21 protein-coding genes and 1 pseudogene are annotated in these 20,661 nt (G+C 69.3%); 15 read left to right on the top strand and 7 right to left on the bottom strand.

The annotated features are described in order from the left end of the window. Positions 1-34: 34 nt before the first annotated feature. A complete protein-coding gene (locus tag ACN6O8_RS08655) occupies positions 35-493 on the top strand; it encodes a universal stress protein (protein ID WP_427990644.1) in 459 nt (152 codons plus the stop codon). On the opposite strand, the gene ACN6O8_RS08650 is transcribed toward ACN6O8_RS08655, so the two are convergent. Next, positions 494-1,867, bottom strand: a complete 1,374-nt coding sequence (locus ACN6O8_RS08650) for an MBL fold metallo-hydrolase RNA specificity domain-containing protein (RefSeq protein ID WP_427990643.1) — start codon at positions 1,865-1,867, stop codon at positions 494-496. A gap of 169 nt (positions 1,868-2,036) precedes the next feature. Here ACN6O8_RS08650 and ACN6O8_RS08645 point away from each other — a divergent pair, with 169 nt between their 5' ends. The 6 genes from ACN6O8_RS08645 to ACN6O8_RS08620 all read left to right on the top strand — a co-directional run bounded on the left by ACN6O8_RS08645 (position 2,037) and on the right by ACN6O8_RS08620 (position 6,361). Further along, on the top strand, positions 2,037-2,522 hold the full coding sequence (locus ACN6O8_RS08645) for a CBS domain-containing protein (RefSeq protein ID WP_427990642.1): 486 nt from the start codon (positions 2,037-2,039) through the stop codon (positions 2,520-2,522). After that, on the top strand, positions 2,519-3,040 hold the full coding sequence (locus ACN6O8_RS08640; protein ID WP_427990641.1) for a flavodoxin family protein: 522 nt from the start codon (positions 2,519-2,521) through the stop codon (positions 3,038-3,040). Before ACN6O8_RS08645 ends, ACN6O8_RS08640 begins: the two co-directional genes overlap by 4 nt. Before the next feature lie 155 nt (positions 3,041-3,195). Further along, the gene (locus ACN6O8_RS08635; RefSeq protein WP_427990640.1) at positions 3,196-4,284 is read left to right on the top strand and encodes a PAS domain-containing sensor histidine kinase; all 1,089 of its coding nucleotides are present in this window, start codon (positions 3,196-3,198) and stop codon (positions 4,282-4,284) included. Continuing rightward, positions 4,281-4,934 carry a response regulator transcription factor gene (locus ACN6O8_RS08630; RefSeq protein ID WP_427990639.1) on the top strand — a complete coding sequence of 218 codons (654 nt, stop codon included), beginning with the start codon at positions 4,281-4,283 and terminating at the stop codon, positions 4,932-4,934. The genes ACN6O8_RS08635 and ACN6O8_RS08630 overlap by 4 nt, the downstream gene beginning before the upstream one ends. A gap of 178 nt (positions 4,935-5,112) precedes the next feature. Then, complete coding sequence (locus tag ACN6O8_RS08625) at positions 5,113-5,820, top strand: helix-turn-helix domain-containing protein (protein ID WP_427990638.1); 708 nt, start codon at positions 5,113-5,115, stop codon at positions 5,818-5,820. A gap of 121 nt (positions 5,821-5,941) precedes the next feature. Then, complete coding sequence (locus ACN6O8_RS08620; protein WP_427990637.1) at positions 5,942-6,361, top strand: hypothetical protein; 420 nt, start codon at positions 5,942-5,944, stop codon at positions 6,359-6,361. Here the strand turns inward: ACN6O8_RS08620 and ACN6O8_RS08615 are convergent. Beyond that, a complete protein-coding gene (locus ACN6O8_RS08615; protein WP_427990636.1) occupies positions 6,346-7,578 on the bottom strand; it encodes an MgtC/SapB family protein in 1,233 nt (410 codons plus the stop codon). The two genes, ACN6O8_RS08620 and ACN6O8_RS08615, sit on opposite strands and share 16 nt — an antisense overlap. 193 nt (positions 7,579-7,771) lie before the next feature. Here ACN6O8_RS08615 and ACN6O8_RS08610 point away from each other — a divergent pair, with 193 nt between their 5' ends. Further along, positions 7,772-8,230 (top strand): universal stress protein, encoded by a 459-nt coding sequence (locus tag ACN6O8_RS08610; protein WP_427990635.1) that lies wholly within the window; start codon positions 7,772-7,774, stop codon positions 8,228-8,230. Then, positions 8,227-9,495: an NRAMP family divalent metal transporter gene (locus ACN6O8_RS08605; RefSeq protein ID WP_427990634.1), complete on the top strand. Its 1,269-nt coding sequence runs from the start codon at positions 8,227-8,229 to the stop codon at positions 9,493-9,495. Before ACN6O8_RS08610 ends, ACN6O8_RS08605 begins: the two co-directional genes overlap by 4 nt. On the opposite strand, the gene ACN6O8_RS08600 is transcribed toward ACN6O8_RS08605, so the two are convergent. Beyond that, complete coding sequence (locus ACN6O8_RS08600) at positions 9,492-10,121, bottom strand: hypothetical protein (RefSeq protein ID WP_427990633.1); 630 nt, start codon at positions 10,119-10,121, stop codon at positions 9,492-9,494. The two genes, ACN6O8_RS08605 and ACN6O8_RS08600, sit on opposite strands and share 4 nt — an antisense overlap. A 186-nt stretch (positions 10,122-10,307) precedes the next feature. Here ACN6O8_RS08600 and ACN6O8_RS08595 point away from each other — a divergent pair, with 186 nt between their 5' ends. Next, complete coding sequence (locus tag ACN6O8_RS08595; RefSeq protein ID WP_427990632.1) at positions 10,308-12,068, top strand: adenosylcobalamin-dependent ribonucleoside-diphosphate reductase; 1,761 nt, start codon at positions 10,308-10,310, stop codon at positions 12,066-12,068. A 10-nt stretch (positions 12,069-12,078) separates the two neighbouring features. On the opposite strand, the gene ACN6O8_RS08590 is transcribed toward ACN6O8_RS08595, so the two are convergent. Beyond that, positions 12,079-13,125, bottom strand: a complete 1,047-nt coding sequence (locus ACN6O8_RS08590; RefSeq protein ID WP_427990631.1) for a CHAD domain-containing protein — start codon at positions 13,123-13,125, stop codon at positions 12,079-12,081. A 240-nt stretch (positions 13,126-13,365) separates the two neighbouring features. Between ACN6O8_RS08590 and ACN6O8_RS08585 the strand changes: the two genes are divergently transcribed. Beyond that, positions 13,366-14,013, top strand: coding sequence for a BON domain-containing protein (locus tag ACN6O8_RS08585; protein ID WP_427990630.1), 648 nt, complete (start codon positions 13,366-13,368; stop codon positions 14,011-14,013). Positions 14,014-14,034: 21 nt separating this feature from the next. Here the strand turns inward: ACN6O8_RS08585 and ACN6O8_RS08580 are convergent. The 3 genes and pseudogenes from ACN6O8_RS08580 to ACN6O8_RS08570 form a co-directional block, all read right to left on the bottom strand. After that, a pseudogene (locus tag ACN6O8_RS08580) lies at positions 14,035-15,018 on the bottom strand (zinc-binding alcohol dehydrogenase family protein). Between the two features lie 24 nt (positions 15,019-15,042). Further along, positions 15,043-15,690 carry a BON domain-containing protein gene (locus ACN6O8_RS08575; protein WP_427990629.1) on the bottom strand — a complete coding sequence of 216 codons (648 nt, stop codon included), beginning with the start codon at positions 15,688-15,690 and terminating at the stop codon, positions 15,043-15,045. 86 nt (positions 15,691-15,776) lie between these two features. Then, positions 15,777-16,202, bottom strand: a complete 426-nt coding sequence (locus ACN6O8_RS08570; RefSeq protein WP_427990628.1) for an Hsp20/alpha crystallin family protein — start codon at positions 16,200-16,202, stop codon at positions 15,777-15,779. 360 nt (positions 16,203-16,562) lie between these two features. Between ACN6O8_RS08570 and ACN6O8_RS08565 the strand changes: the two genes are divergently transcribed. From ACN6O8_RS08565 to ACN6O8_RS08550, 4 genes are all read left to right on the top strand, one after another. After that, positions 16,563-17,888 (top strand): MFS transporter, encoded by a 1,326-nt coding sequence (locus ACN6O8_RS08565; RefSeq protein WP_427990627.1) that lies wholly within the window; start codon positions 16,563-16,565, stop codon positions 17,886-17,888. Beyond that, positions 17,885-18,904 (top strand): histone deacetylase family protein, encoded by a 1,020-nt coding sequence (locus ACN6O8_RS08560; RefSeq protein WP_427990626.1) that lies wholly within the window; start codon positions 17,885-17,887, stop codon positions 18,902-18,904. The genes ACN6O8_RS08565 and ACN6O8_RS08560 overlap by 4 nt, the downstream gene beginning before the upstream one ends. 62 nt (positions 18,905-18,966) lie before the next feature. After that, positions 18,967-19,938 (top strand): LysR family transcriptional regulator, encoded by a 972-nt coding sequence (locus ACN6O8_RS08555; RefSeq protein ID WP_427990625.1) that lies wholly within the window; start codon positions 18,967-18,969, stop codon positions 19,936-19,938. 72 nt (positions 19,939-20,010) lie between these two features. Then, a complete protein-coding gene (locus ACN6O8_RS08550; protein ID WP_427990624.1) occupies positions 20,011-20,637 on the top strand; it encodes a glutathione S-transferase family protein in 627 nt (208 codons plus the stop codon). The last annotated feature ends 24 nt before the right edge of the window (positions 20,638-20,661 follow it).

The following is a 20,661-nucleotide window of genomic DNA, read 5'->3' as shown; positions in this document are numbered from 1 at the left end:
CTGCCTGTATTTCCCCTTTTGCCGGAGAACCGCCGTGTACCAACGCATTCTCGTGCCCGTCGACGGCAGCCCCACCTCGGCGCTCGGCCTGAGCGAGGCCTGCCAGTTGGCGCGGCTCACCCACGCCAGCCTGCGCCTGATCCACGTCATCGACGAACTTTCGTTCGCGCTGGCCTTGCAACCCTGTGGCTACGACGCCGGCGAACTGCTCGACATGTTGCGCAAGAACGGCACCGAAATCCTGCAGACCGCCCTGGCGAGCGCCCGCGCGCAGGATATCAAGGCCGACAGCGTGCTCTATGAAAGCCTGGACAAGACCGTGGCGCAACGCGTGCTGGACGAGGCGGTGCAATGGCGGGCCGACCTGATCGTCATCGGCACCCATGGCCGCCGCGGCGTGCGGCGCATGATGCTGGGCAGCAGCGCCGAGGAAGTGTTGCGCAGCGCCACGATTCCCGTGCTGCTGGTGCATGCCCCGCAGGACACGTCGTAATCAGCCCAGCGCCACGCTGTCGTTCTGCTCCACCGCGCGGCAGCGCCAGCCCAGTTCGTCCTTGATCCGCAGGCGCAGCGCGTCGGCGGCGTCGGGTTCGCCATGCACGATGAAGGTTTCCCGGGGCGGCCGCGAAAACCCGCCCAGCCAGCGCAGGATTTCGTCGGCATCGGCGTGCGCCGATAGCATCGACAGGTTGTCGATCTCGGCGCGCACGGGGATGTAGGCGCCATGGATCTTGACCGACGGCGCGCCGTCCAGCATGGCCGCGCCGCGGGTGCCCATGGCCTGGAAGCCCGCGAACAGCACTGTGTTGCGCGCGTCGGGCAGGTAGTGCTTCAAATGGTGGATCACGCGGCCGCCGGTGGCCATGCCGCTGGCCGAGACGATGATCTTGGGCATCGGCGAGGTATCGAGCGCCTTGGACTGCTCGACCTCGGTTACGTAGGTTGCCACCCCGAAGGCCGCGCGCGCGTCCGCCCGCGTCAGGCGCTGGTCGGCCAGGTGCCGCAGGTACACGTCCACCGCGCCGCTGGCCATCGGACTGTCCAGGAACACCGGCAGCTCGCGCGGGATGCGGCCGGCCTGCTTGAGCTCCCACAGGTGGAACAGCAGCGATTGCGCCCGCCCCACCGCGAACGACGGAATCACCACTGTGCCGCCGCGCCTGACCGTGCGCATGATGATGGCCTGCAAGGCGTCCAGCGCGCTTTCCTTGCTGTGCACGCGGTTACCGTAGGTGGATTCGATGATCAGATAGTCGGCCTGTCCGACCGGCTGCGGCGCGGGCATGAGCGGATCGCCGTAGCGGCCCAGGTCGCCGCTGAACAGCAGCTTGCCGCCGGGATAGTCGAGTTCGACGGTGGCCGCGCCCAGGATGTGGCCGGCGCGGCGCAGCCGGGCGCGGCAGCCGCCGGGCAGGTCGATTGGGCTGTCGAAATCGACCGGGCGCAAGGCCGCGATCGCGCGCTGCGCGTCCGCCACCGTATAGAGCGGCAACGCCGGCTGGTGGCTGGAAAGGTGGTGCCGGTTCAGGTAATCGGCGTCGGCTTCCTGCAGATGGGCGCTGTCGAGCAGCAGCAGGTGGCACAGGTCGAGGGTGGCGGGCGAGCAATGGATCGGGCCGCGAAAGCCGTCGCGCACCAGCCGTGGCAGGTAGCCGGAGTGGTCGAGGTGCGCATGGGACAGCAGCACCGCGTCGATATCGGCGGGCGGCACCTGGAACGGCGCCCAGTTGCGCAGGCGCAGGGTCTTGACGCCCTGGAACAGGCCGCAATCGAGCAGGATCCGCCGGCCTTCGATCTCCAGTAAATGGCGCGAGCCGGTGACGGTGCCGGCGGCCCCCAGGAAACGCAGCATCGGACGGTTCGACATGGCTCCTCCTTGTGCGGATGCGTGGTCAGCATCGCACGGCATTGCGACGCCGGAAACGGCGGGCCGCGCGCTGCTTGACCTAGATCAAGACCGCGCGCGCCGGCCGGCTCAAGATGAATACAAGGTGCACCGCCAGCAAGGGTACGCCCCTTTTCCCCTGGAGAACAGCATGCTCGCGAGCGAACTCATGACTCCGAATCCGTATTGCGTCAACGCCAGAACGCCCGTCTCCCAGATCATGCGCGCCATGGTGGCCAGGGAAATCAGTGCCGTCATGGTGGTGGGCGACGACGGCACCCTGATCGGCCTGGTCAGCGAGGGCGACCTGGTGCGCCGGCAGGACAGTGCCCACCAGAAGAAGCTCGACCACTGGCTGGCGCAACTGGCCGAGGGCGAGGCGCTGAACCTCGAATTCCTGCACAGCCTGCAACTGGGCGAGCGCTCCGCCGCCAGCGTCATGAGCAGTCCGGTCATCACGGTCGAAGAGTCTGCGCCGCTGTCGCGGATTGCCGATCTGCTGCTCAAGCATGCCATCAAGCGGGTGCCCGTCACCCGCGACGGCAAGCTGGTCGGCGTGGTCAGCCGGCGCGACATCCTGCGCGCCCTGCTGGCGCAGGACGAGCGCGATGGCCAAGCGCCCAAGGAGGCGCCATGATCCGGATCGGCATTGTGTTCTATTCCCGCAGCGGTACCGCCCGCGCGGTGGCCGAGCGCCTGGCCGCGATGACCCACTGGCCGGTTCACGAGATCCGCGACCGGGTTCCCCGGCTGGGCCTGCGCGGCGACCTGCGTTGTATCGCCGACGTGCTCTTCAAGCGCGCCCCGGCGTTCCGCTACGACGGCCCGGCCCTCGATGCCTACGATCACGTGGTGCTGATCGCGCCGGTCTGGCTGCGCGCGCTGGCCGCGCCCATGCACGCCTTCCTGCGCAATGAGCGCCAGTGGCTCAAGGCGTACTCGGTGATCTGCGTGATGTCCGGCTATGGCGGCTTTCGCGCGGTCGACGACATGGCCAGCGTGATCGGCGCCAAGCCGCGTTCCATCCTGCTGCTCAAGCAGTTCGACGTGCTGGCCGGCGAAAGCGACGCCGCGCTGTGCCGCTTCAAGGCGCAGTTGCAGGCGTCCGGCGGGGCCGGCGACTGGGGCGATCCGGTGTTGCCGGCCGTAGACTGAGCGTTGCGCCCGGCGCGGAAAAAAGGGACGGCATCGTGTCTCGCCCAAATGGGCCAGCTGGGCCCGTGCGCCTCGACTATGGCGCGCCCGGGTGAACTGTGCTGCAATGAACTGAAATCTTTCGCGAGTTCGGTACGCGCACATCCCATCCGCCCATGGAGCCACCGGCCAACACGCCTCCGCTTCTCGACATCATCCAGTCCGCCACGGAACCCATCATCACGGTCGACGCGCGCCAGCGCATCGTGATGTTCAACCCGGCGGCAGAGCGCGTGTTCCTGCGCGACGCCGGCCAGACCATCGGCGCCAGCCTGGATATCCTGATCCCGGCGCGCTTTCGCACCGTCCATGCCCGGCACGTGGAGCGCTTCCAGCAAACCGGCATTTCCGAACGAAAAATGGGCCTGGGCGCGCCGCTGTGGGGGCTGCGCGCCAATGGCGAGGAATTTCCCATGGAAGCCTCGATCTCGCAGACGCGGGGGGCGGCGGGCGTGTTCCTGTCGATCTTCCTGCGCGACATTACCGAACGGCAGCGCGTGGAGCAGGCGCTGCTGGCCTCGCGCGATGAGCTGACGCGGCTGTCAAACGCCCTGTTGCACGTGCGCGAGCAGGAAAAGAAGCATATTGCGCGGGAACTGCACGACGATCTAGGCCAGGGCCTGACGGCGCTGACCATGGAACTGTCGCAATTGGCCTCGTGCCTGCCGCCGCACGAGCGCGACGTGGATGAGCGCATCGAGGCCATGCGCCACCTCATCAAGCTCACCTTCACCTCGCTGCGGCGCATCGCCGCCGACCTGCGGCCGGTCATGCTGGACGATCTCGGGCTGGCGGCGGCGATCGAGTGGCTGGTGTCGAATTTCGTGTCGCGCTATGGCATCGAGACCGACGCGCGCATCGACGTCGGCCCCGGCGAACCGTCCAAGCTGGTGGCGACCACCCTGTTCCGCGTGGTGCAGGAGGCGCTGACCAACATCGCCAGGCACGCGCAGGCCAGCCAGGTACAGGTTCAACTGACCTGCAGCGCCACCGAGTGCCGCGTAGTCGTGCAGGACAACGGCATCGGCGCCACGCCGGAGAGCCTGACCCGCAAGGTGCCGTTCTCGCTCGGGTTGCAGGGCATCCGCGAACGCGTGCGCCTGCTCAATGGCGATGTCAGCATCACGACGCGCCGCAAAGGCGGTTTCTGTCTGAAAGCCACCATGCCGGCGCAGCCGGCCCAGCCCCCCTGGGAGGCGCCATGATCTCGGTCATGCTGGCGGATGACCATACGCTGGTGCGCGAAGGCCTGTGCCGCCTGCTGGAGCGGGCCGGCGGCATTGCGGTGCAGGGCGAGGCCGGCAACGGCACCGAAGCGCTGCGCCTGCTGGCGCAGCGGCCCTGGGACCTGCTGGTGCTGGATCTGTCGATGCCCGGCCATGACGGTGTCGATCTGATCCGCCGGATCCGGCGCGACTACCCGGCGGTGCCGATCCTGGTGCTGACCATGCACGGTGAGCCGCAGTATGCGGTCCGGGCAATCAACGCCGGAGCCGCCGGTTACCTGACCAAGGACAGCGCCGCCACCGAACTGGAACAGGCCGTGCGCCGGGTGGCCGGCGGGGGCCGCTATCTGAGCCCGTCGGTGGCCGAAAACATTGCCTTCGAGCGTCATGGCGACGGCGGCGCCCAACCGCATCTATTGCTGTCAGATCGCGAGTCAGCGGTGTTTCACCACCTCGCGCGCGGGCTGAACAACGCGGATATCGCGCGCTTGCTGTTCCTGAGCGTCAAGACGGTCAGTACCTACAAGAGCCGCATCCTGGTGAAGATGCGCCTGCGCAACCAGACCGACCTGGTCCGCTACGCGCTCAAGCACCAGCTGATCGACGACCAGGACAATCCCGGCGGCTGAAACGCGCGCGTGGCGTAAGAATATTCCTACAGCCGTAGGTGACTTCGCATGAAAACCGGCGCGTCGCGCCGATAGCGCGGTCCGGCGCCGCCGCGCATACTGGCTGCACGCGCGTGTGGATGGCGCGCCGGCTCCCGATCCCTGTATGGCTATCTGCCCGACTCCGCGAGGTGCGACCATGGATACGACGACGACCTGCCTGCCTGCCCCCTTCCCGGCCGCTCAGACGCTGCCCCCCGAATGCGCCGACTGCGTGGTGGCGCGGCTGTGCCAGCCGGCCGGCATGCGCGGCCGGCGCGGCGTGCGCCGGGGCGAAGCGATTTTTCGTGCCGGCGACCCGCTGCACAACCTGTACCTGCTGCGCGCCGGCTCCATGAAGATCCGTGTCACCAGCACGTCCGGCCTCGAACAGATCACCGCGTTCCCGGTGGCCGGCGCGCTGCTGGGACTGGACGCCATCGAAACCGGCGTCCATACCTGCGACGCCATCGCCTTGGAAGATTCGGTCACCTGCGCGCTGCCCTACCGCGAACTGGAGGCCCATTGCGAACAGAACGCCGAGGCCGCACGCCAGCTCCATCGCCTGATCGCGCACGACATCAATCAGGGCCAGCGCCTGCTGCTGACCCTGGGCCGCATGACGACCGACGAGCGCATCGCCAGCTTCCTCATCGATACGTCCGAGCAGATGGCCGCGCATGGCTATTCGCCGCGCCATTTCGTCCTGAAGATGACGCGTGAAGACATCGCCAACCATCTTGGCATGAAGATCGAAACCGTGTGCCGCGTCTTTTCGCGCTTGCAGACCGCCGCATTGCTTCATGTGAGCAAGCGCCACCTGGAGATCCTCGATGTCGACGCGTTGCGCCGCCTGAGCTGCGGTTGAAGCCGGTCTGCGGGCGCCGGCCCGCGTGATTGCGTTTGGTCAAGGTCGCGCCGGACGACACGCCTATGCTGGAATTTCCGGCGCGCGCGGGCGCGTACCGTCCCCCATGGAGGAACCCCAGATGCAACTCGACTACGAACCCCAGGCCGCGCTTTACAAGCAGGGCCTCGACAGCTTGCTGACCATGGCCAGCGGCTATTTCGACATGCTGCGGCAGTTGCGCACGCTGCAGCTCAAGACCGACAAGGACATGCTGGCCTTCGTGCAGACGGTGCGCGCCGAGGTCGACAGCGCCGACACGATGGGTGCGCTGTTCGCCGTGCAACAGAAGTGCATGATGGAATTGATGGGACACGAGCTGGCCTATCTGCGCGAGATCGAGAAAATCGGCCGCGAGGCTTCGACCGCCACCGTCACCGCGATCCGCAGCAGCCAGAGTCCCTGGCAGGAGCGCATGGCGCAGATTGCCGAAGGCGCCGCGCAATTCCTCTCCCAGGGCCAGGCGGCCGGCGCCGAGCGCCGCGCTCAGGTCAACGCATAGCCGGCCCAGGCGGCCGCGATCATCAGCACCAGCCCTGGCACCACCTGGGCGGCGAAACGGCGCCCGCCGCTGGCGGCCGCGAACACCGCCTTGCTGACGGCGTTGGCGGAAAACGCGGCCAGCACCGGCACCACGGTCTGCGCCGGCAGGATGCGTTCAGCGGCCGCCAGGGTCGCCACCGACGCCGCCGCCGCGTGGGTATCGACAAACCCGCCCAGCAATGCCGCCAAGGCGATTCCCTGTTGGCCCAGCCACGCGTTCAGCGCCGCCGCGCCAACCAGCACGGCGGCCGCCATCAACGCCAGCGTCAAGGCCGCCTGCAGCTTGAAGGGCCGTCCCGGCTCGACCGGCGCGACGGGCGGCTGGCGCATCGCCCTGAACAGGAATGTCGCGCCATAGGCCAATGCCGCCGCGCCGCTGCACGCCAGCGGCACCAACAGCGCCTGCAGCGTGACCGGGCTGATCGTCAGCAGCACCGTGGCCATCAACAGCAGGGTCGAGATCGACGACAACACCGCGCCCGCCACCGCCGGCCCCATCAGCGACGGTTCGGCGACCACCCGCTGCCCCATGGCCCCGATCGTCACCGTGCTGGAAATGAAGCCCGATGCAAAGCCCGCCAGCGGCAGGCCCAGGCGCGGCCCGAACAGGCGCAAGGCGATGTGGCCGGCCGCGCTGACCGCCATCACCAGCACGGTGAACTTCCAGACGGTGCGCAGGTTCAAGGCCTGGAACGGCCCGATGTAGGTGTCCGGCAGCATGGGCAGAACCACCAGCGCGGCGGCCGCCAGGATCAGCGCGTCGACCATTTCCGCGCGGCTGAGCACCTTGCGCACGAAGCGATGCAAGCGTGTGCGCGCCGCCAGCAGGATGGCGGCCGTCACGGCCAGCCCCGACGCCAGCACCGGATCGCGCAGGCACAGGCCGCCCAGCAGCAGGTTCAACAGCAAGGCGGCCTGGGTGGCCATGCCCTGCCCCGCCCCGGTCAGCCGTGCCTGCGCCAGCAACAGCAGCCCCAGCGCCACCGCCGCCAGGCCCAGCAGCAACGCGTCGCCCAGGTACATGGCGACGGCGCCGAGCAAGGCGGTCAGGGCAAAGGTGCGCACGCCAGCGGCGGGCCGCGGCAGCGCGCCGCGTTTGCGCCGCTCGCGTTCGACGCCGATCAGCAAGCCGATACCGAGCGCGATGGCGAACGGAAGAGGAGTCTGCGTGTCCATGATGTCACGGCGATGAGGCGGAAACGGCGCCGCCCGAAGCGTCATTGTGGCGCCAAAACGGCCGGCGCGGGAATCGGCAATCTGACCGATGCGGGCCCGGCGGGCGATTTTCGCGCCGATTGACTCCGGTCAACATCGACGCCCGCGGCGGCTCCTACCGTAAAGCCGGATCCCCCCTTTTCGGAGAGCGCATATGTATCAACGTATCCTCGTACCTGTCGATGGCAGTCCGACGTCGGAACGTGGCCTGCAGGAGGCCATCCGCCTGGCCCTGCTCACCCATGCCGACCTGCGCCTGATCCACGTGATCGATGAGATGTCCTTCATGCTCGGCATCGATGCCTATGGCTATTCCGCTGGCGAACTGCTGGATCTGCTGCGCAAGGACGGCGCCGAAGTCCTGCAACAGGCCGTCGCCACCGTGCGCGCCCAAGGCGTGCCGGTCGACAGCGTGCTGTACGAGAACCTGGACAAGACCGTACAGCAGCGCATCATCGCCGAAGCCGAAATGTGGAAGGCGGATCTCATCGTGATCGGTACGCACGGCCGCCGCGGGGTGCGCCGCCTGATGCTGGGCAGCAGCGCCGAGAGCGTCCTGCGCACCTCGCCGGTGCCGGTCCTGCTGGTGCGCGCGCCGGAAGACACGGCGTGAGCCGCCCGGCGCGAGGCGGTTCGCCCGCCTCGCCCTATAGTCCGCGCCAGCTCGGCGCCGGCCTGATCACCGGCGCGGCCGACGACGACCCCAGTGGCATCGCCACCTACTCCCAGGCTGGCGCACAGTTCGGCTACGCGATGCTGTGGACGATGCCGCTGACGCTGCCCCTGATGGTGGCGATCCAGCTAGTGAGCGCGCGCATCGGCTACGTCACGCGGCGCGGCCTGGCCGCCAACATCAAGCTCGCCTTCCCGCCGGCGGTGCTGTGGGTGGTGGTCGGCCTGTTGGTGGCGGCCAACACCCTCAACCTGGCGGCCGACATCGCCGCCATGGCGCAGGCCCTGCACCTGGTGGCCGGCGGCCCGCGTGGCGCGTATGCCGTCGGCATCGGCATGCTGTGCCTGGCGTTGCAGGTATTCATGCGGTACCACGCCTATGTGCGCTGGTTGAAATGGCTGACGCTGGCCCTGCTGGCCTACGTCGCCGTGGCCTTTACGGTCGAACTGGACTGGGGCGAGCTGGCCCGGCAGGTTTTCCTGCCAGGGCTGGCGTTCAGCCATGAGGCGCTGCTGATGATCGTGGCGGTGTTCGGCACCACCATCAGCCCTTATCTGTTCTTCTGGCAGGCGGCGCTGGAAATGGAGGCCGGCCACGCCGACCAGCCGCGCTCGCGCAGTGAAGTACGGCGCCAGCTGCGGCGCATCCGCGCCGACACGCTGGTTGGCATGACATTTTCGAACCTGATCGGTTTTTTCATCATCCTGGCCACCGCCGCCACGCTGCACACCGGCGGCGGCGCGCCCATCGAGACCTCGGCGCAGGCGGCCGAGGCGCTGCGGCCCGTGGCGGGCGATTTCTGCTTCCTGCTGTTCTGCCTGGGAATCGTCGGCACCGGGTTGCTGGCGGTGCCGGTGCTGGCCGGCTCGGCCGCTTATGCCGTTGCCGAGGCCGCCGGCCTGCCCGCCAGCCTGGATGCGCGGCTCGACCGCGGCGAAGGACGGGCCTTCTATGCGGTCATCGCCGCCGCCACGGCGGGCGGCGTGGCATTGTGCTTCGCGCCGGTCGACCCGGTCCAGGAATTGTTCTGGGCGGCGGTGCTCAACGGCGTGATCGCCTTGCCGATCATGACCGTGATGATGTTGTTGGCGTCGCGGCGCGGGGTGATGGGCGCGCACGTGATCGGACCGCGCCTGCGGCTGGCGGGCTGGAGTGCCACCGGGGTGATGGCGGTCGTCGTCGCCGCCATGCTGGCCACGCCCTAGCGGCGCGCGGCCGGCGCGCCGGCGCAGGCCGCCGCGGCATCGCCGCACAGGAACAGCGGTACCTTGACGAACAGGCTGCCCGACAATGACAGCCCGCGCACCAGCCGGTCCGCCGACAGGATGAAGCCGGCGATCGGCCCGGTCGCCGGCGGGCGCGGCCCCGCCATGGCGTTTTCGTCCAGGATCTGGATGGCGCCGTTTTCGCCCTCGACCCACCCGGGCGCGGCCAGGAACGCGCGCAGCGGCTCGTGGGCGGCAAAGAACAGCACGACGGCCTTGCCATCCAGGCCGAGAATGGCGCCGGCCGGTCCGGCGATCACGTTGTAATAGGTGCGCTCGCCCGTGGCCTCGATCAGCACACCGCGCCCGTAGGCCACGCCGAGGATGCCGCCATCGGCGCGCAGGCCGGGCACCACCAGCACGCCAAAGGCGCGCGCCACCAGCGCCTGCGCTCGCGGCGAAATGCGATACAGCCGCAGCAGGGTGGCTTCGGCTTCGCGGTCGACCCGGTCCAGCATGGCGGGCGAGACCGTCATCGGGCCCGGCGCCGGCTGGGCCGGCGCGGCGCCGGTCGTCAGCACGGCCGGCAGGACGAACAGCAGCAACAGGATGAGGCGCTTTTTCATAGGAGGCTCCCGGGGCGGTGGCCGGCCGGGGGCGTCGCCGCCCCCCGGCCGGTGGTCAGTTTGATTGACGCATGGACACGGCGGCCGGCTGTTGACAAGCGTCAATCAGGCTGCGGCGCGGGGATGCTACACCGGGCTGTCGGCGCGGCCATCCGGGACGCGATGCCGAGCTTGCAAGGATGCGCCATGCCGCCCGCCGCGGACATCTCCGACCTGGTCTTCGCCGACCGCTACGCGCGGCCGGGGGAAGCGACACGGCTCGACACGTATCGCCGCGTGGCGACGGCCCTGGCCCGGCGCGAGGCCGCGCCCGACCGCGCTCGCCACGCCGCCCGGTTCTTCGACAACTTCCTGGGCGGCGCGATCGGCGCGGGCCGCATCATGGCCAACGCCGGCGCGGGCGATGACAGCACCATGGTCAATTGCTTCGTGCAGCCGGCCATCGACCCGGCCCTGGGGTGGCCGCGCGGGGTCGACGCCGCGCTGGCGCGCGCCGGCCGCACCCTGACCATGGGCGGCGGCGTGGGCTATGACTTCACGCCGGTGCCGCCGGCGGGAACCGGCTCGGGCGGCGTGTGTGCCGCCATCGACCGCTACGACCAGGCCTGCCAGGCACTGGCCGCCACCGGGCGCCGGCGCGGCGCGCAGATGGCCGTGCTGGCGTGCGACCATCCCGACCTGCCCGCATTCCTGCGGGCCAAGGCGGGCCGGCGCCGCTGGCCGACGTTCAACCTGTCGGTGGCGCTGAGCGACCGCTTCCTGCGGGCGGTCGAGCACGACGCGCCCTGGGAGCTGCGCCATGCCTGCCTGCCGGCGCCCGGCGCGGCCTCGCCGCAGGCCGGACGCGCCAGCGACGGGTCGTGGTGCTATGCGCGCCTGCCGGCGCGGCAACTCTGGGATTGGATCATCAACGCGGCCTGGCGCGACGCCGAGCCGGGCGTGCTATTCATCGACACCATCAACGCCCTGAACCCGTTGCGCGATAGCGAGCGGCTGGCCGCCACCAACCCATGCGGCGAGCAACCCCTGCCGGCCTATGGCAGCTGTGTGCTCGGCCCGATCCAGGTTTCGCGCTTCGTGCGCCGGCCATTCGGCGTGGGCGGGCCGCCCGGTTTCGACTTCAAGGCGCTGGCGCGGCGCGTACACATCCAGGTGCGGCTGCTGGACAATGTACTGGACCTGACCCGCTGGCCGCTGCCCGAACAGGCCGCGCAAGCCCGCGCCAAGCGCCGCATCGGCGTGGGCCTGTCGGGCCTGGCGGACACCTTGCTGATGCTGGGGTTGGACTATGGCGAGGCTCGGGCGCGGGCCTGCGCTGTCCGCATCGCGCGCTGCATCCGCGACCACGCCTATCTGGCGTCGGCGCGGCTGGCGGGCGAACGCGGCGCCTTTCCCGCCTTCCGGCCGCACCCCTACCTGGACGCGGGCGCTGGCGCGCGGCCGCCATTGCCGCCCGCCGTCCTGGCGGCCATCGGGCGCAATGGCCTGCGCAACAGCCACCTGGTGTCGTTCGCGCCAACCGGCAGCGTCAGTATCGCGTTCTTCGACAATTGCTCCTCGGGCATCGAGGCGGTTCACGCCTGGCAGTACCAACGGCGGCTGCGCCTGGGGGGCGGCGAGCCGGTCGGCGTGCTGGCGACCAACCCCGCCTGGCGATTGTGGCATCGCCTGCATGGTGACGCCGCCGCCCTGCCCGCCTGCTTTCGCCGCGCCGCCGAGTTGCCCGCGTCGGCCCATCTGGCCATGCAGGCGGCGCTGCAACCCTGGGTCGATGCCGCGATTTCCAAGACCGTGCCTTTGGCGCCGGCCAGCACGCCGGCCGAGGTCGGCGCCTTGTTCCTGCAAGCCTGGCGCCAGGGGGTGAAAGGCCTGACCGTGTTCCGGCCCGATCCCGCCATGGCGGCGGTGCTGGAGCCGGCCCCGGACCTTGCCGGCGCGGCGCGCTGAGAATGCCGCGCTATGCCGCCGCCGGCAGCCTTGCCGGCGCGCCTTCGGCCAGGCGGCGCGTCACCTGCCCCTGCTTCGCCCCGGACCAGAACGCGGGCGACCGCAGGAAACGCCGGGCGGCCTTGCGCGCCGCGGCTTCGGCCGGGCGCCGCAGCCGCCGGCAGGTGTCGTCCAGCCGTTGGCGTGCCAGTTTCCCGCTGGCCAGGCTGACGCAGGTATCCTGCCCCAGCCGCGCCGCGGTACGCAGATCCTGCGTGTTGCCCAATGCCGCCTGCAGGCCCGCCAGGGCCTTGGCATAGCGTTCGAGCCGGCGCGAGGGGCACAACTGCAACAGCGCTTCGCTGGCATAGCGCAGGCGCTTGGCCCGGATGCGTGTCCGATGCTGGCGCCGCGCGCCCTGCCCCGCCGCGTCGAGGTCGTCGCGCAGCGCCGCGTCCCAGCGCCCGAGCCGGCGGCGGATGGCGCGGTACAGGTCCTTGGCGGTGTGTTCGGCCATGGCGCCGTGCAATTCCTCGCTGCGCTCGCGCAACAGGCGCACCACGCCGTCGAAGCGTTCGCTGCGCAGGCTGGCATACATTTCGGCGTGCACCACCGCCGAGCGCGTGCCCGCCCGCTGCATCGAGGTCTGCCGATCGAAATCCGGCTCGGCCTCGCACAGCCGCGGCAGGACTTCCGCCATGAACACGTCCCAGTCGCGCGCGCGCGCCAGCGGCTGCATGGCCCAGGCCACTTCCTGGCGCAACGCGCGCCGCAACGGCCGCGCGCCGGGCGCACGCGGCAGCAGGTCGGACAAGGCGCACAGGCGGCGCACGTAGATCCGCAGATCGTGGATCAGATCCGGCGCGGCCGGCCCCACCGCCGCCTCGCCTTCGCCCAGGCGGCGCACGCGTCCGCGGATTTCGCCGAACCAGGTGGCGGCAACGGCCGCCAACCCGCCGTGCAGTGGGGAGGGTAACGCGCTGCCGCCATTGCTGCTGGCGCTGGCGGGGCGCTTGGCGGCTGACGCTTTCCGCGCGGCGCTGCCGTTCGCCGCTGTCGGCCGTGTCGATCGTGTCATGACCGCGCTCCTCGTGGTGGGGTCTATGCCACGGTACTCGCGGCCGTCCGGGGCTTATTGACGCCGGTCAAGCTTGCGGCGCCCGGGCCGACTGCGCGACCCCAATTTTCCGGTTGACCAGACGCAATATGCGTCAGCCGTGGCGAGCGAGACTGGGTAGACGGAGCGCCCGGCTGCCGCGCGCGCCATGCCCGCGCGCCGGCCGCTCCCTTCATCCTCAGTTGCCTTCGGAGATTCACCATGAAAGACGAAGAACTACGCCGCCACGTCCTGGACGCCCTGGAATTCGACCCGCGCATCGACGCCTCCGGCATCGGCGTGGCCGCGTCCGCGGGCGTGGTCACGCTGACCGGCCACGTCAGCAGCTACAGCGAAAAGTACGATGCCGAGCGGATCGTCTCGCACCTCAAGGGCGTCAAGGGCATCGCCCAGGACCTCGAAGTGCGCACCGCCTTGCAGCAGGAGAATTCGGACGACGAACTGGCCCGGCGCGCGATCAGCAGCATAGGCTGGAATGTCTCGATTCCGGACGACAAGATCCAGGTGAAGGTGCAGCAGGGCTGGGTCACCCTGAGCGGCCACGTCGGCTGGCACTACCAGCGCGCCGCCGCCGAAAGCGCGGTGCGCCGGCTGTCCGGGGTCAAGGGGGTGTCGAACCTGATCTCGCTGGAAGCGGGGGTGCCGGTGGCGGACATCAAGGCGCATATCCAGAACGCGCTCAAGCGCAGCGCGGAGCTGGAAGCCGCTGACATCCAGGTATCGGTGCGCGACCGCAAGGTGACGCTGACCGGCATGGTCAGGAGCTGGGCGGACCGGCATACCGCCGAACTGGCCGCCTGGAGCACGCCCGGCGTGACGGGCGTGGATGACCGCCTGGACATCCGCTGACACCGCCGGGGCGGCTCGGATTCAGGGCATTAGTACGGCGGTGGCTTGCAGCCGCCCCTGGCGCAGGTCTTCCAGGGCCGCGTTGGCATGTTCCAGCGGATAAGCGCGCACGTCGCAGCGCACGCCCGCCGTCGGCGCCAGGGCCAGGAATTCCCGGCCGTCCGCGCGCGTCAGGTTGGCCACCGACACGAGCTTGCGCTCGCCCCACAGCAGACGGTAGGGAAAGGCGGGAATGTCCGTCATGTGAATGCCGCCGCAGACCACGCAGCCGCCTTTGCGCACCGCTTGCAGGGCCAGCGGCACCAGTTCGCCGACCGGCGCGAAGATGATTGCCGCGTCCAGCGCTTCGGGCGGCGCGTCGCCACTGGCGCCGGCCCACACCGCGCCCAGCGCACGCGCATGCCCTTGGGCGGCGGTGTCGCCGGCTCGGGTGAAGGCGTAGACGCTGCGACGCTGCCACGCGCAGACCCGGGCCAGCACCTGGCCCGCCGATCCGAAGCCATACACCCCGAGCCGCGCCGCGTCGCCTGCCGCCCGCAACGCGCGCCAGCCGATCAGGCCCGCGCACAGCCACGGCGCCATCGGCTCGGCCGCGCCGCGCTGCGGCAGCGGATAGAGATAAGCGGCCTCGGCCAGCATGTGCTAGGCAAAGCCGCCGTCCCGCGTATAGCCGGTGAACGCGGCCGCATCACACAGGTTTTCGTGGCCCGACAGGCAGAAGGCGCAGCGGCCGCAGGTCCAGGCCAGCCAGGCCGCGCCCATCCGCCTGCCCAGCAGGCTGGGATCGACGCCCGGCCCCGTTTCCTCGACCAGCCCGACCACCTCGTGGCCGGGCGTGATGGGATAGCGCACCCCTGGCAGGTCGCCGTCCACCACATGCAGATCGGTGCGGCAGACGGCGCACGCCTCGACCTTGAGCCGCACCTGACCCGCCGCCGGCCGTGGCGTGGGCCGCCGTTCCAAGGCCAGCGGCGCGCCCGGCGACCGTTGCGACATGACTCTCATGGCTCGCCGCGCGCCGTGACCGCCTCAGCCCACCATCAGCCGGTCGGCGACCTCGACCACGCCGGGCGCCGACCAGGCGGCGCGTTCGGCCGCGCCGCGCTCGCTCCAACTGTTGACAGTGCCGTTGAGCGTGACCTTGTTGTCCTGCACGCTGACCTGCACCCGGTTGGCCTCCAACTGGGCGCTGCGCAGCAACGCCTCCTCGATGCGGCGCTTGATGTCGCCGGCGCGCACGCTGGGCGCGACTTCGATGGTGTTCGAAATGCCGATTACGCCCGACAGCTTGCGCACCGCGCGTTCGGCGGCGTCGCGCTGATAGAACCAGTCCACCGTGCCGCTCAGCGTCACCCAGCCCTTCTGCACCGTGACCTGCACCTTGCCGTCGGGCACGGTGGCGTCCCAGGCGATGATGCTGAGCGCGCGCGCGGCGATCTGGTCGTCCGCCAGCTGTTTGGCCGCCGCCGCGCGCACTTCGATTTCCTGGGCGATGCCGCGCACGCCCTTGACATGCTGCACGGTGTGTTCGGCGGCCAGTTTCTGCGCGTAGCTTTCGACGTGGCCGCTGAGCGTCACCACGCCATTCTCCACCGCCACGCCGATATGCAGCTCGTCGATGCTGGGCTCGAACGCCAGCGCCTGGCGAACCCGTTCCCGCAGTGCTTCGTCACTCATGATGTGCTCCTGGTGTCGGGGCCGGACGGCCCCCGTCCGCGTGCATGGCGAGGACGCGTGGCGCCCGTGCCGCCGGTCGCGCCGCGTCATTCGATCTGCAGCGTCTTGCCCAGGCTGCCCGCCATCTTCGGCAGGGTCAGCACCAGCACGCCGTTTTCGCAGACGGCCTTGGCGGCGGACGAATCGATCGGGCTCGCCAGGGTGACCGAGCGCTCGATCTGGCCCCAGTAGCGTTCCTTGCGCAGGACCTTGCCTTCTTCCTTGACTTCGCTGCGCTGTTCCTTGTTGGCGGAAATGACGACGGTGGCCCCGTCGATCTGCACCGCGATATCTTTCTTGTCGACGCCCGGCAGTTCGGCCTTCAGAATGTACTGGTCGCCGTTCTCGGTGACGTCGATGTCCATGCGCGGCACTTCGCCGTCGCCGCGTTGGCGCATCGGTCGCAGGAAGGCCTGAAAGACGTCGGCGAACGGATCGGCCGAGAGGGGGCTGTAGGGAGTGAGTCGGGACATGATGGCTCCTTCGATGACGGTGCATGCGCACCCGTTCCGCCATCTTGAGCCGTCATCCCCGGCGCGCGTTGACCTTTGTCAAGCAGCAAGCGTGACCTTATTTTCCAAGCAGCCGCACCGTCTGCGCACCCTACCAACGCCAGCCCCTTTGCGGCAAAGGCGTCAAGCTGGGCGCGTGCCCGGCATGGTGCGCCGGCCGGCGGGGCGTGCGCATCGCGCGCGCATCGTCGGTCAATATCAGGGTTTTCACTCATAAATACGCTGAATCTGGTGGATAAGAATTCAGAATTTTTCTTATGACGGGGGCACGCGTATAACGATCTACGCAACAACCTCAACCTATCAGCCAGAGAGAAAATCATGAGGGGAAACTCCAAGACGGGCCACCAGCCGGTGCGCGCGTCGACCGCCGCATTCATCGGCACGATGATCGAGTGGTACGACTTCTATATCTACGCCACGGCCGCCGCGCTGGTCTTCGGCAAACTGTTCTTTCCATCGGCCACCGGCTTCTACGGCACGCTGGCCGCCTTCGGCACCTTCGCCGTCGGCTTTTTCGCGCGGCCGCTGGGCGGCGCGCTGTTCGGCCATATCGGCGACCGCATCGGCCGCAAGAAATCCCTGGTCATCACGCTGGTAATGATGGGCACCGTGACCGTGCTGATCGGCCTGCTGCCGACCCACGCCGCGATCGGCGTGTGGGCCCCGGTGCTGCTGGTGCTGCTGCGCATCGTGCAAGGCGTGGCGGTCGGTGGCGAATGGGGCGGCGCGGTGCTGATGGCGGGTGAACATTCGCCCGACAAGAACAGGCGCACCTTCTTCGCCTCGTTCGCGCAGCTCGGCAGCCCCGCCGGCCTGATCCTGTCGATGCTGATGTTCAAGCTGGTGACCGGGCTGGACGACGCCGCCTTCCTCAGCTGGGGCTGGCGCGTGCCGTTCCTGTTCTCGGCGGTGCTGCTGGTGGTGGGTTTCGTGATCCGCCTGAGCGTCAATGAGTCACCCGAGTTCCTGCAGGAAAAGCAGGCCCGGGCGCAGCGCGCCCAGCCCGCCCGCGCGCCGCTGGCGCAGGTGCTGACCGGCGCGCCGGGGCTGCTGGCGCTGGCCGTGGGCGCCAATGTGCTGGGCATCGCCGGTTTCTACTTCACCAGCACCTTCATGATCGCCTACACCACCCAGTACGTGGGCCTGAACCGCGCGGTGATCCTGGATTGCCTGCTGGTGGTGTCGATCATGCAGTTCTTCATCACGCCGCTGGCGGCCCATATCGCCAGCCGTGTCGGCAACCTGCGCTTCCTGGCGACGATGGCGCTGGTGTCGGTCTTCACGCCGTATGCCATGTTCAACCTGGTGGATCTGGGCTCGCTGAGCGCGATCACGCTGGGCATCGGCGTGGCGGTGCTGTTCATGGGCGCCTACTATGCGGTGATCGCCGGCTTTGTCAGCGACAGCTTTCCCACGGCTATCCGCTACACCGGCATCTCCATGGCCTACCAACTGTCGGGCGCCATCTTCGGCGGCCTGACGCCGATGCTGGGCACGGTGCTGGCCGAGAACTTCAAGGGCCAATGGTGGCCGCTGGCCGCGCTGTTCTCGGTGATTTCGCTGCTTTCCCTGGTATCGGTGCTGGCGCTGGGCGCCCATGGCCGGCGCCGCGTCTCATTCCAACCCGAGGGTCATCGAGCATGAAAGCGTATTTCCACGACGATCAGAAGCTGCACCATCCGCGCACCTACTTCTCGCGCGGCAAGATGCGCACGCCGCAGGAAGTGCCGTCGCGGCTGGACGCGCTGGCGCAGGCCGCGCGCAACCTGGGCTTTGACGTGCAGGCGCCGCCCGACCACGGCAGCGCCCCGCTCGAAGCGGTGCATTCGCCGGCCTATCTGCGCTTCCTGCAAGAGGCCCACGCCGCATGGAAAAAGCTGCCCGAGGACTGGGGCGACGAAGTCGTCTCCAATGTCTTCGTGCGCGAACCCAACGCCTTGCGCGGCGTGCTGGCGCAGGCCGCGCGCTACCTGGCCGACGGCAGTTGCCCGGTGGGCCCGGACACCTGGCAATCGGCCTACTGGTCGGCGCAATGCGCCATTGCCGGCGCCGACCGCATCGCGGCCGGCGACCGCCACGCCTACGCCCTGTGCCGTCCGCCCGGCCACCATGCGCGCCGCGATGCGGCCGGCGGCTTCTGTTACCTGAACAATGCCGCCATCGCCGCGCAGCGCCTGCGCGATACCTATGGTCGCGTCGCCATCCTGGACACCGACATGCACCACGGCCAGGGTATCCAGGAGATCTTCTACGAACGCAGCGACGTGCTGTACGTGTCGATCCACGGCGATCCCGAGAATTTCTATCCGGTGGTCGCGGGCTTCGCCGACGAGCGCGGCGCGGGCGCAGGCGCAGGCTACAACCTCAACCTGCCGATGCCGCACGGGTCGCCCGAGTCGGTATTTTTCGATCGGTTGCGCCAAGCGCGCGCCGCCATCGAGCAATTCCAGCCGGACGTGCTGGTGCTGTCGCTGGGTTTCGACATCTTCGAAAAAGACCCGCAGGCCATGGTGGCGGTGTCCGAAGACGGTTTCGAGCGGCTCGGGCGCGAAGTCGCCGGCTTGAAACTGCCAACCTTGATCGTGCAGGAAGGCGGCTACTATATCGAGGGCTTGGAATCGAACGCCGCACGCTTCTTCGCGGGGCTGGCCAGCACCTGAACACGGGCGGCGCGGCGGACGGCACCCGGCCCTGTCCTTTTGCCGGAATCCGCCCCACCGCCATGTGCCCTGCCCCCGCCCGCCCCGCCCGCAATCTGTCGCTCGCGCCCGAGCGCATGGACTGGAACCTGCTGCGCACCTTCATGTTCGTGGTGCAGGCGCGCGGCGTGGGCCGGGCGGCGCAGGCGCTGCACCTGAGCCAGCCGGCGGTCAGCCAGGCCTTGAAGCGGCTGGAGGACGCGGTCGGCGGCATGCTGCTGCACCGGCGCAACGGCGAATTCCGCCTGACCGGGCTGGGCGAGGAAATCTACGCCATCGCCCGCGACATGTACGGCACCATGGCGCGCATCGAGACCGCCGCCCTGCAGGACCGGCACGAAGTCGCCGGCACCTTGCGGCTGCTGGTCATGAGCCGCATCCAGAGCACGGCCTACGACGATTTCCTGGCCGATTTCCACCAGCGCCATCCGCGCATCGAATTCCACATCGAGGTGCTGCCCAGCGCCGACATCCTCGATGCCCTGTCCAAGCGCGTGCCGGCGCTGGGCCTGTGCCTGTGCCGCAAGCCGGTCGAGGCGCTGGAACGGCGGCTGTTCCTGCGCCACCACTACGCGGTGGTCTGTGGCCGCCGCCACCCGCTGTTCTCGCGGCCGCGGGTGGGCATCGAGGACCTGATGGATCAGAATTTCGTCTGCTTCGCCAGCGACCAGATTGGCGATACCCTGTCGCCGCTGACCATCTTCCGCGACCAGCAGGGGTTCACCGGCCGCATCGTCGCCACCTCGCCGCACATCGAGGAAGTGCGGCGCATGGTGGTGGCCGGCATCGGCCTGAGCTTCCTGCCCGAACACCTGATCGTGCCGGACGTGGTCAATGGCGAGTTGCGGCGCCTGCCGCCCAACGAGAGCGTGGCCGAGATCGACGTGTTTCTGGCCTGGCACCGGCAACGCAAGCTGAGCGCGGCCGAGACGGCCTACCTGGAAGCGTTCGAGCGCTTCCTGGCGCGCACGCCGCTGGCGGCGCGGGCCCGCTGACCCGGCGCCGGCGGTTGTGGCGATAATGATTGTTTGCCTTCCCGCTTCATCACCTTTCCCCTGGAGCACGCCATGTCTCGTTGGACCTTCTATACCGCGCCGGGCACCTGCGCCCTGGCGACCCACATCGCGCTGCGCGAAGCCGGCGCCGACTTCGAGGTCGTCAACCTGGATTTCAGTGCCGGGCAGCAACAAAGCCCGGAGTACCTGCGGGTCAATCCCAAGGGCCGGGTGCCGGCGCTGGCCACCGAACAGGGCGTGTTGACCGAGACGCCGGCGCTGCTGGCCTTCGTGGCCCAGCGCTTTCCGGCGGCACGGCTGGCACCGCTGGACGATCCGTTCGCCTTCGCGCGCCTGCAGGAGTTGAACAGCTATCTGGCCTCGACCGCCCACGTGGCGCATGCGCACAAGCGGCGCGGCGCGCGCTGGGCCGACGATCCGGCGGCGCATGAAGCCATGCGCGCCAAGGTGCCGGAAACCATGACGGCCGTGGCCGCCTACCTGGAAGCGCAGATCGCCGGGCCGTGGGCGCTGGGCGAGCAATTCAGCGTGACCGACGCCTATCTTTACACCATCGGTAGCTGGTTGGAAGGCGACGGCGTCGACATGGCGCGCTTTCCGGCGCTGAGCGGCTACCTGGCGCGGGTCGGCGCGCGTCCGGCGGTGCGGCGCGCCCTGGCCGAAGCCACCGGCCGGTAAGCCGAAGCGGCCCGGTGGCTCAGC

This window comes from Achromobacter sp., assembly GCF_050285565.1.
Taxonomy (GTDB): domain Bacteria; phylum Pseudomonadota; class Gammaproteobacteria; order Burkholderiales; family Burkholderiaceae_B; genus Achromobacter.
The sequence above is the reverse complement of the archived record's forward strand: the minus strand, read 5'-3'. Positions and strand labels throughout refer to the sequence as shown.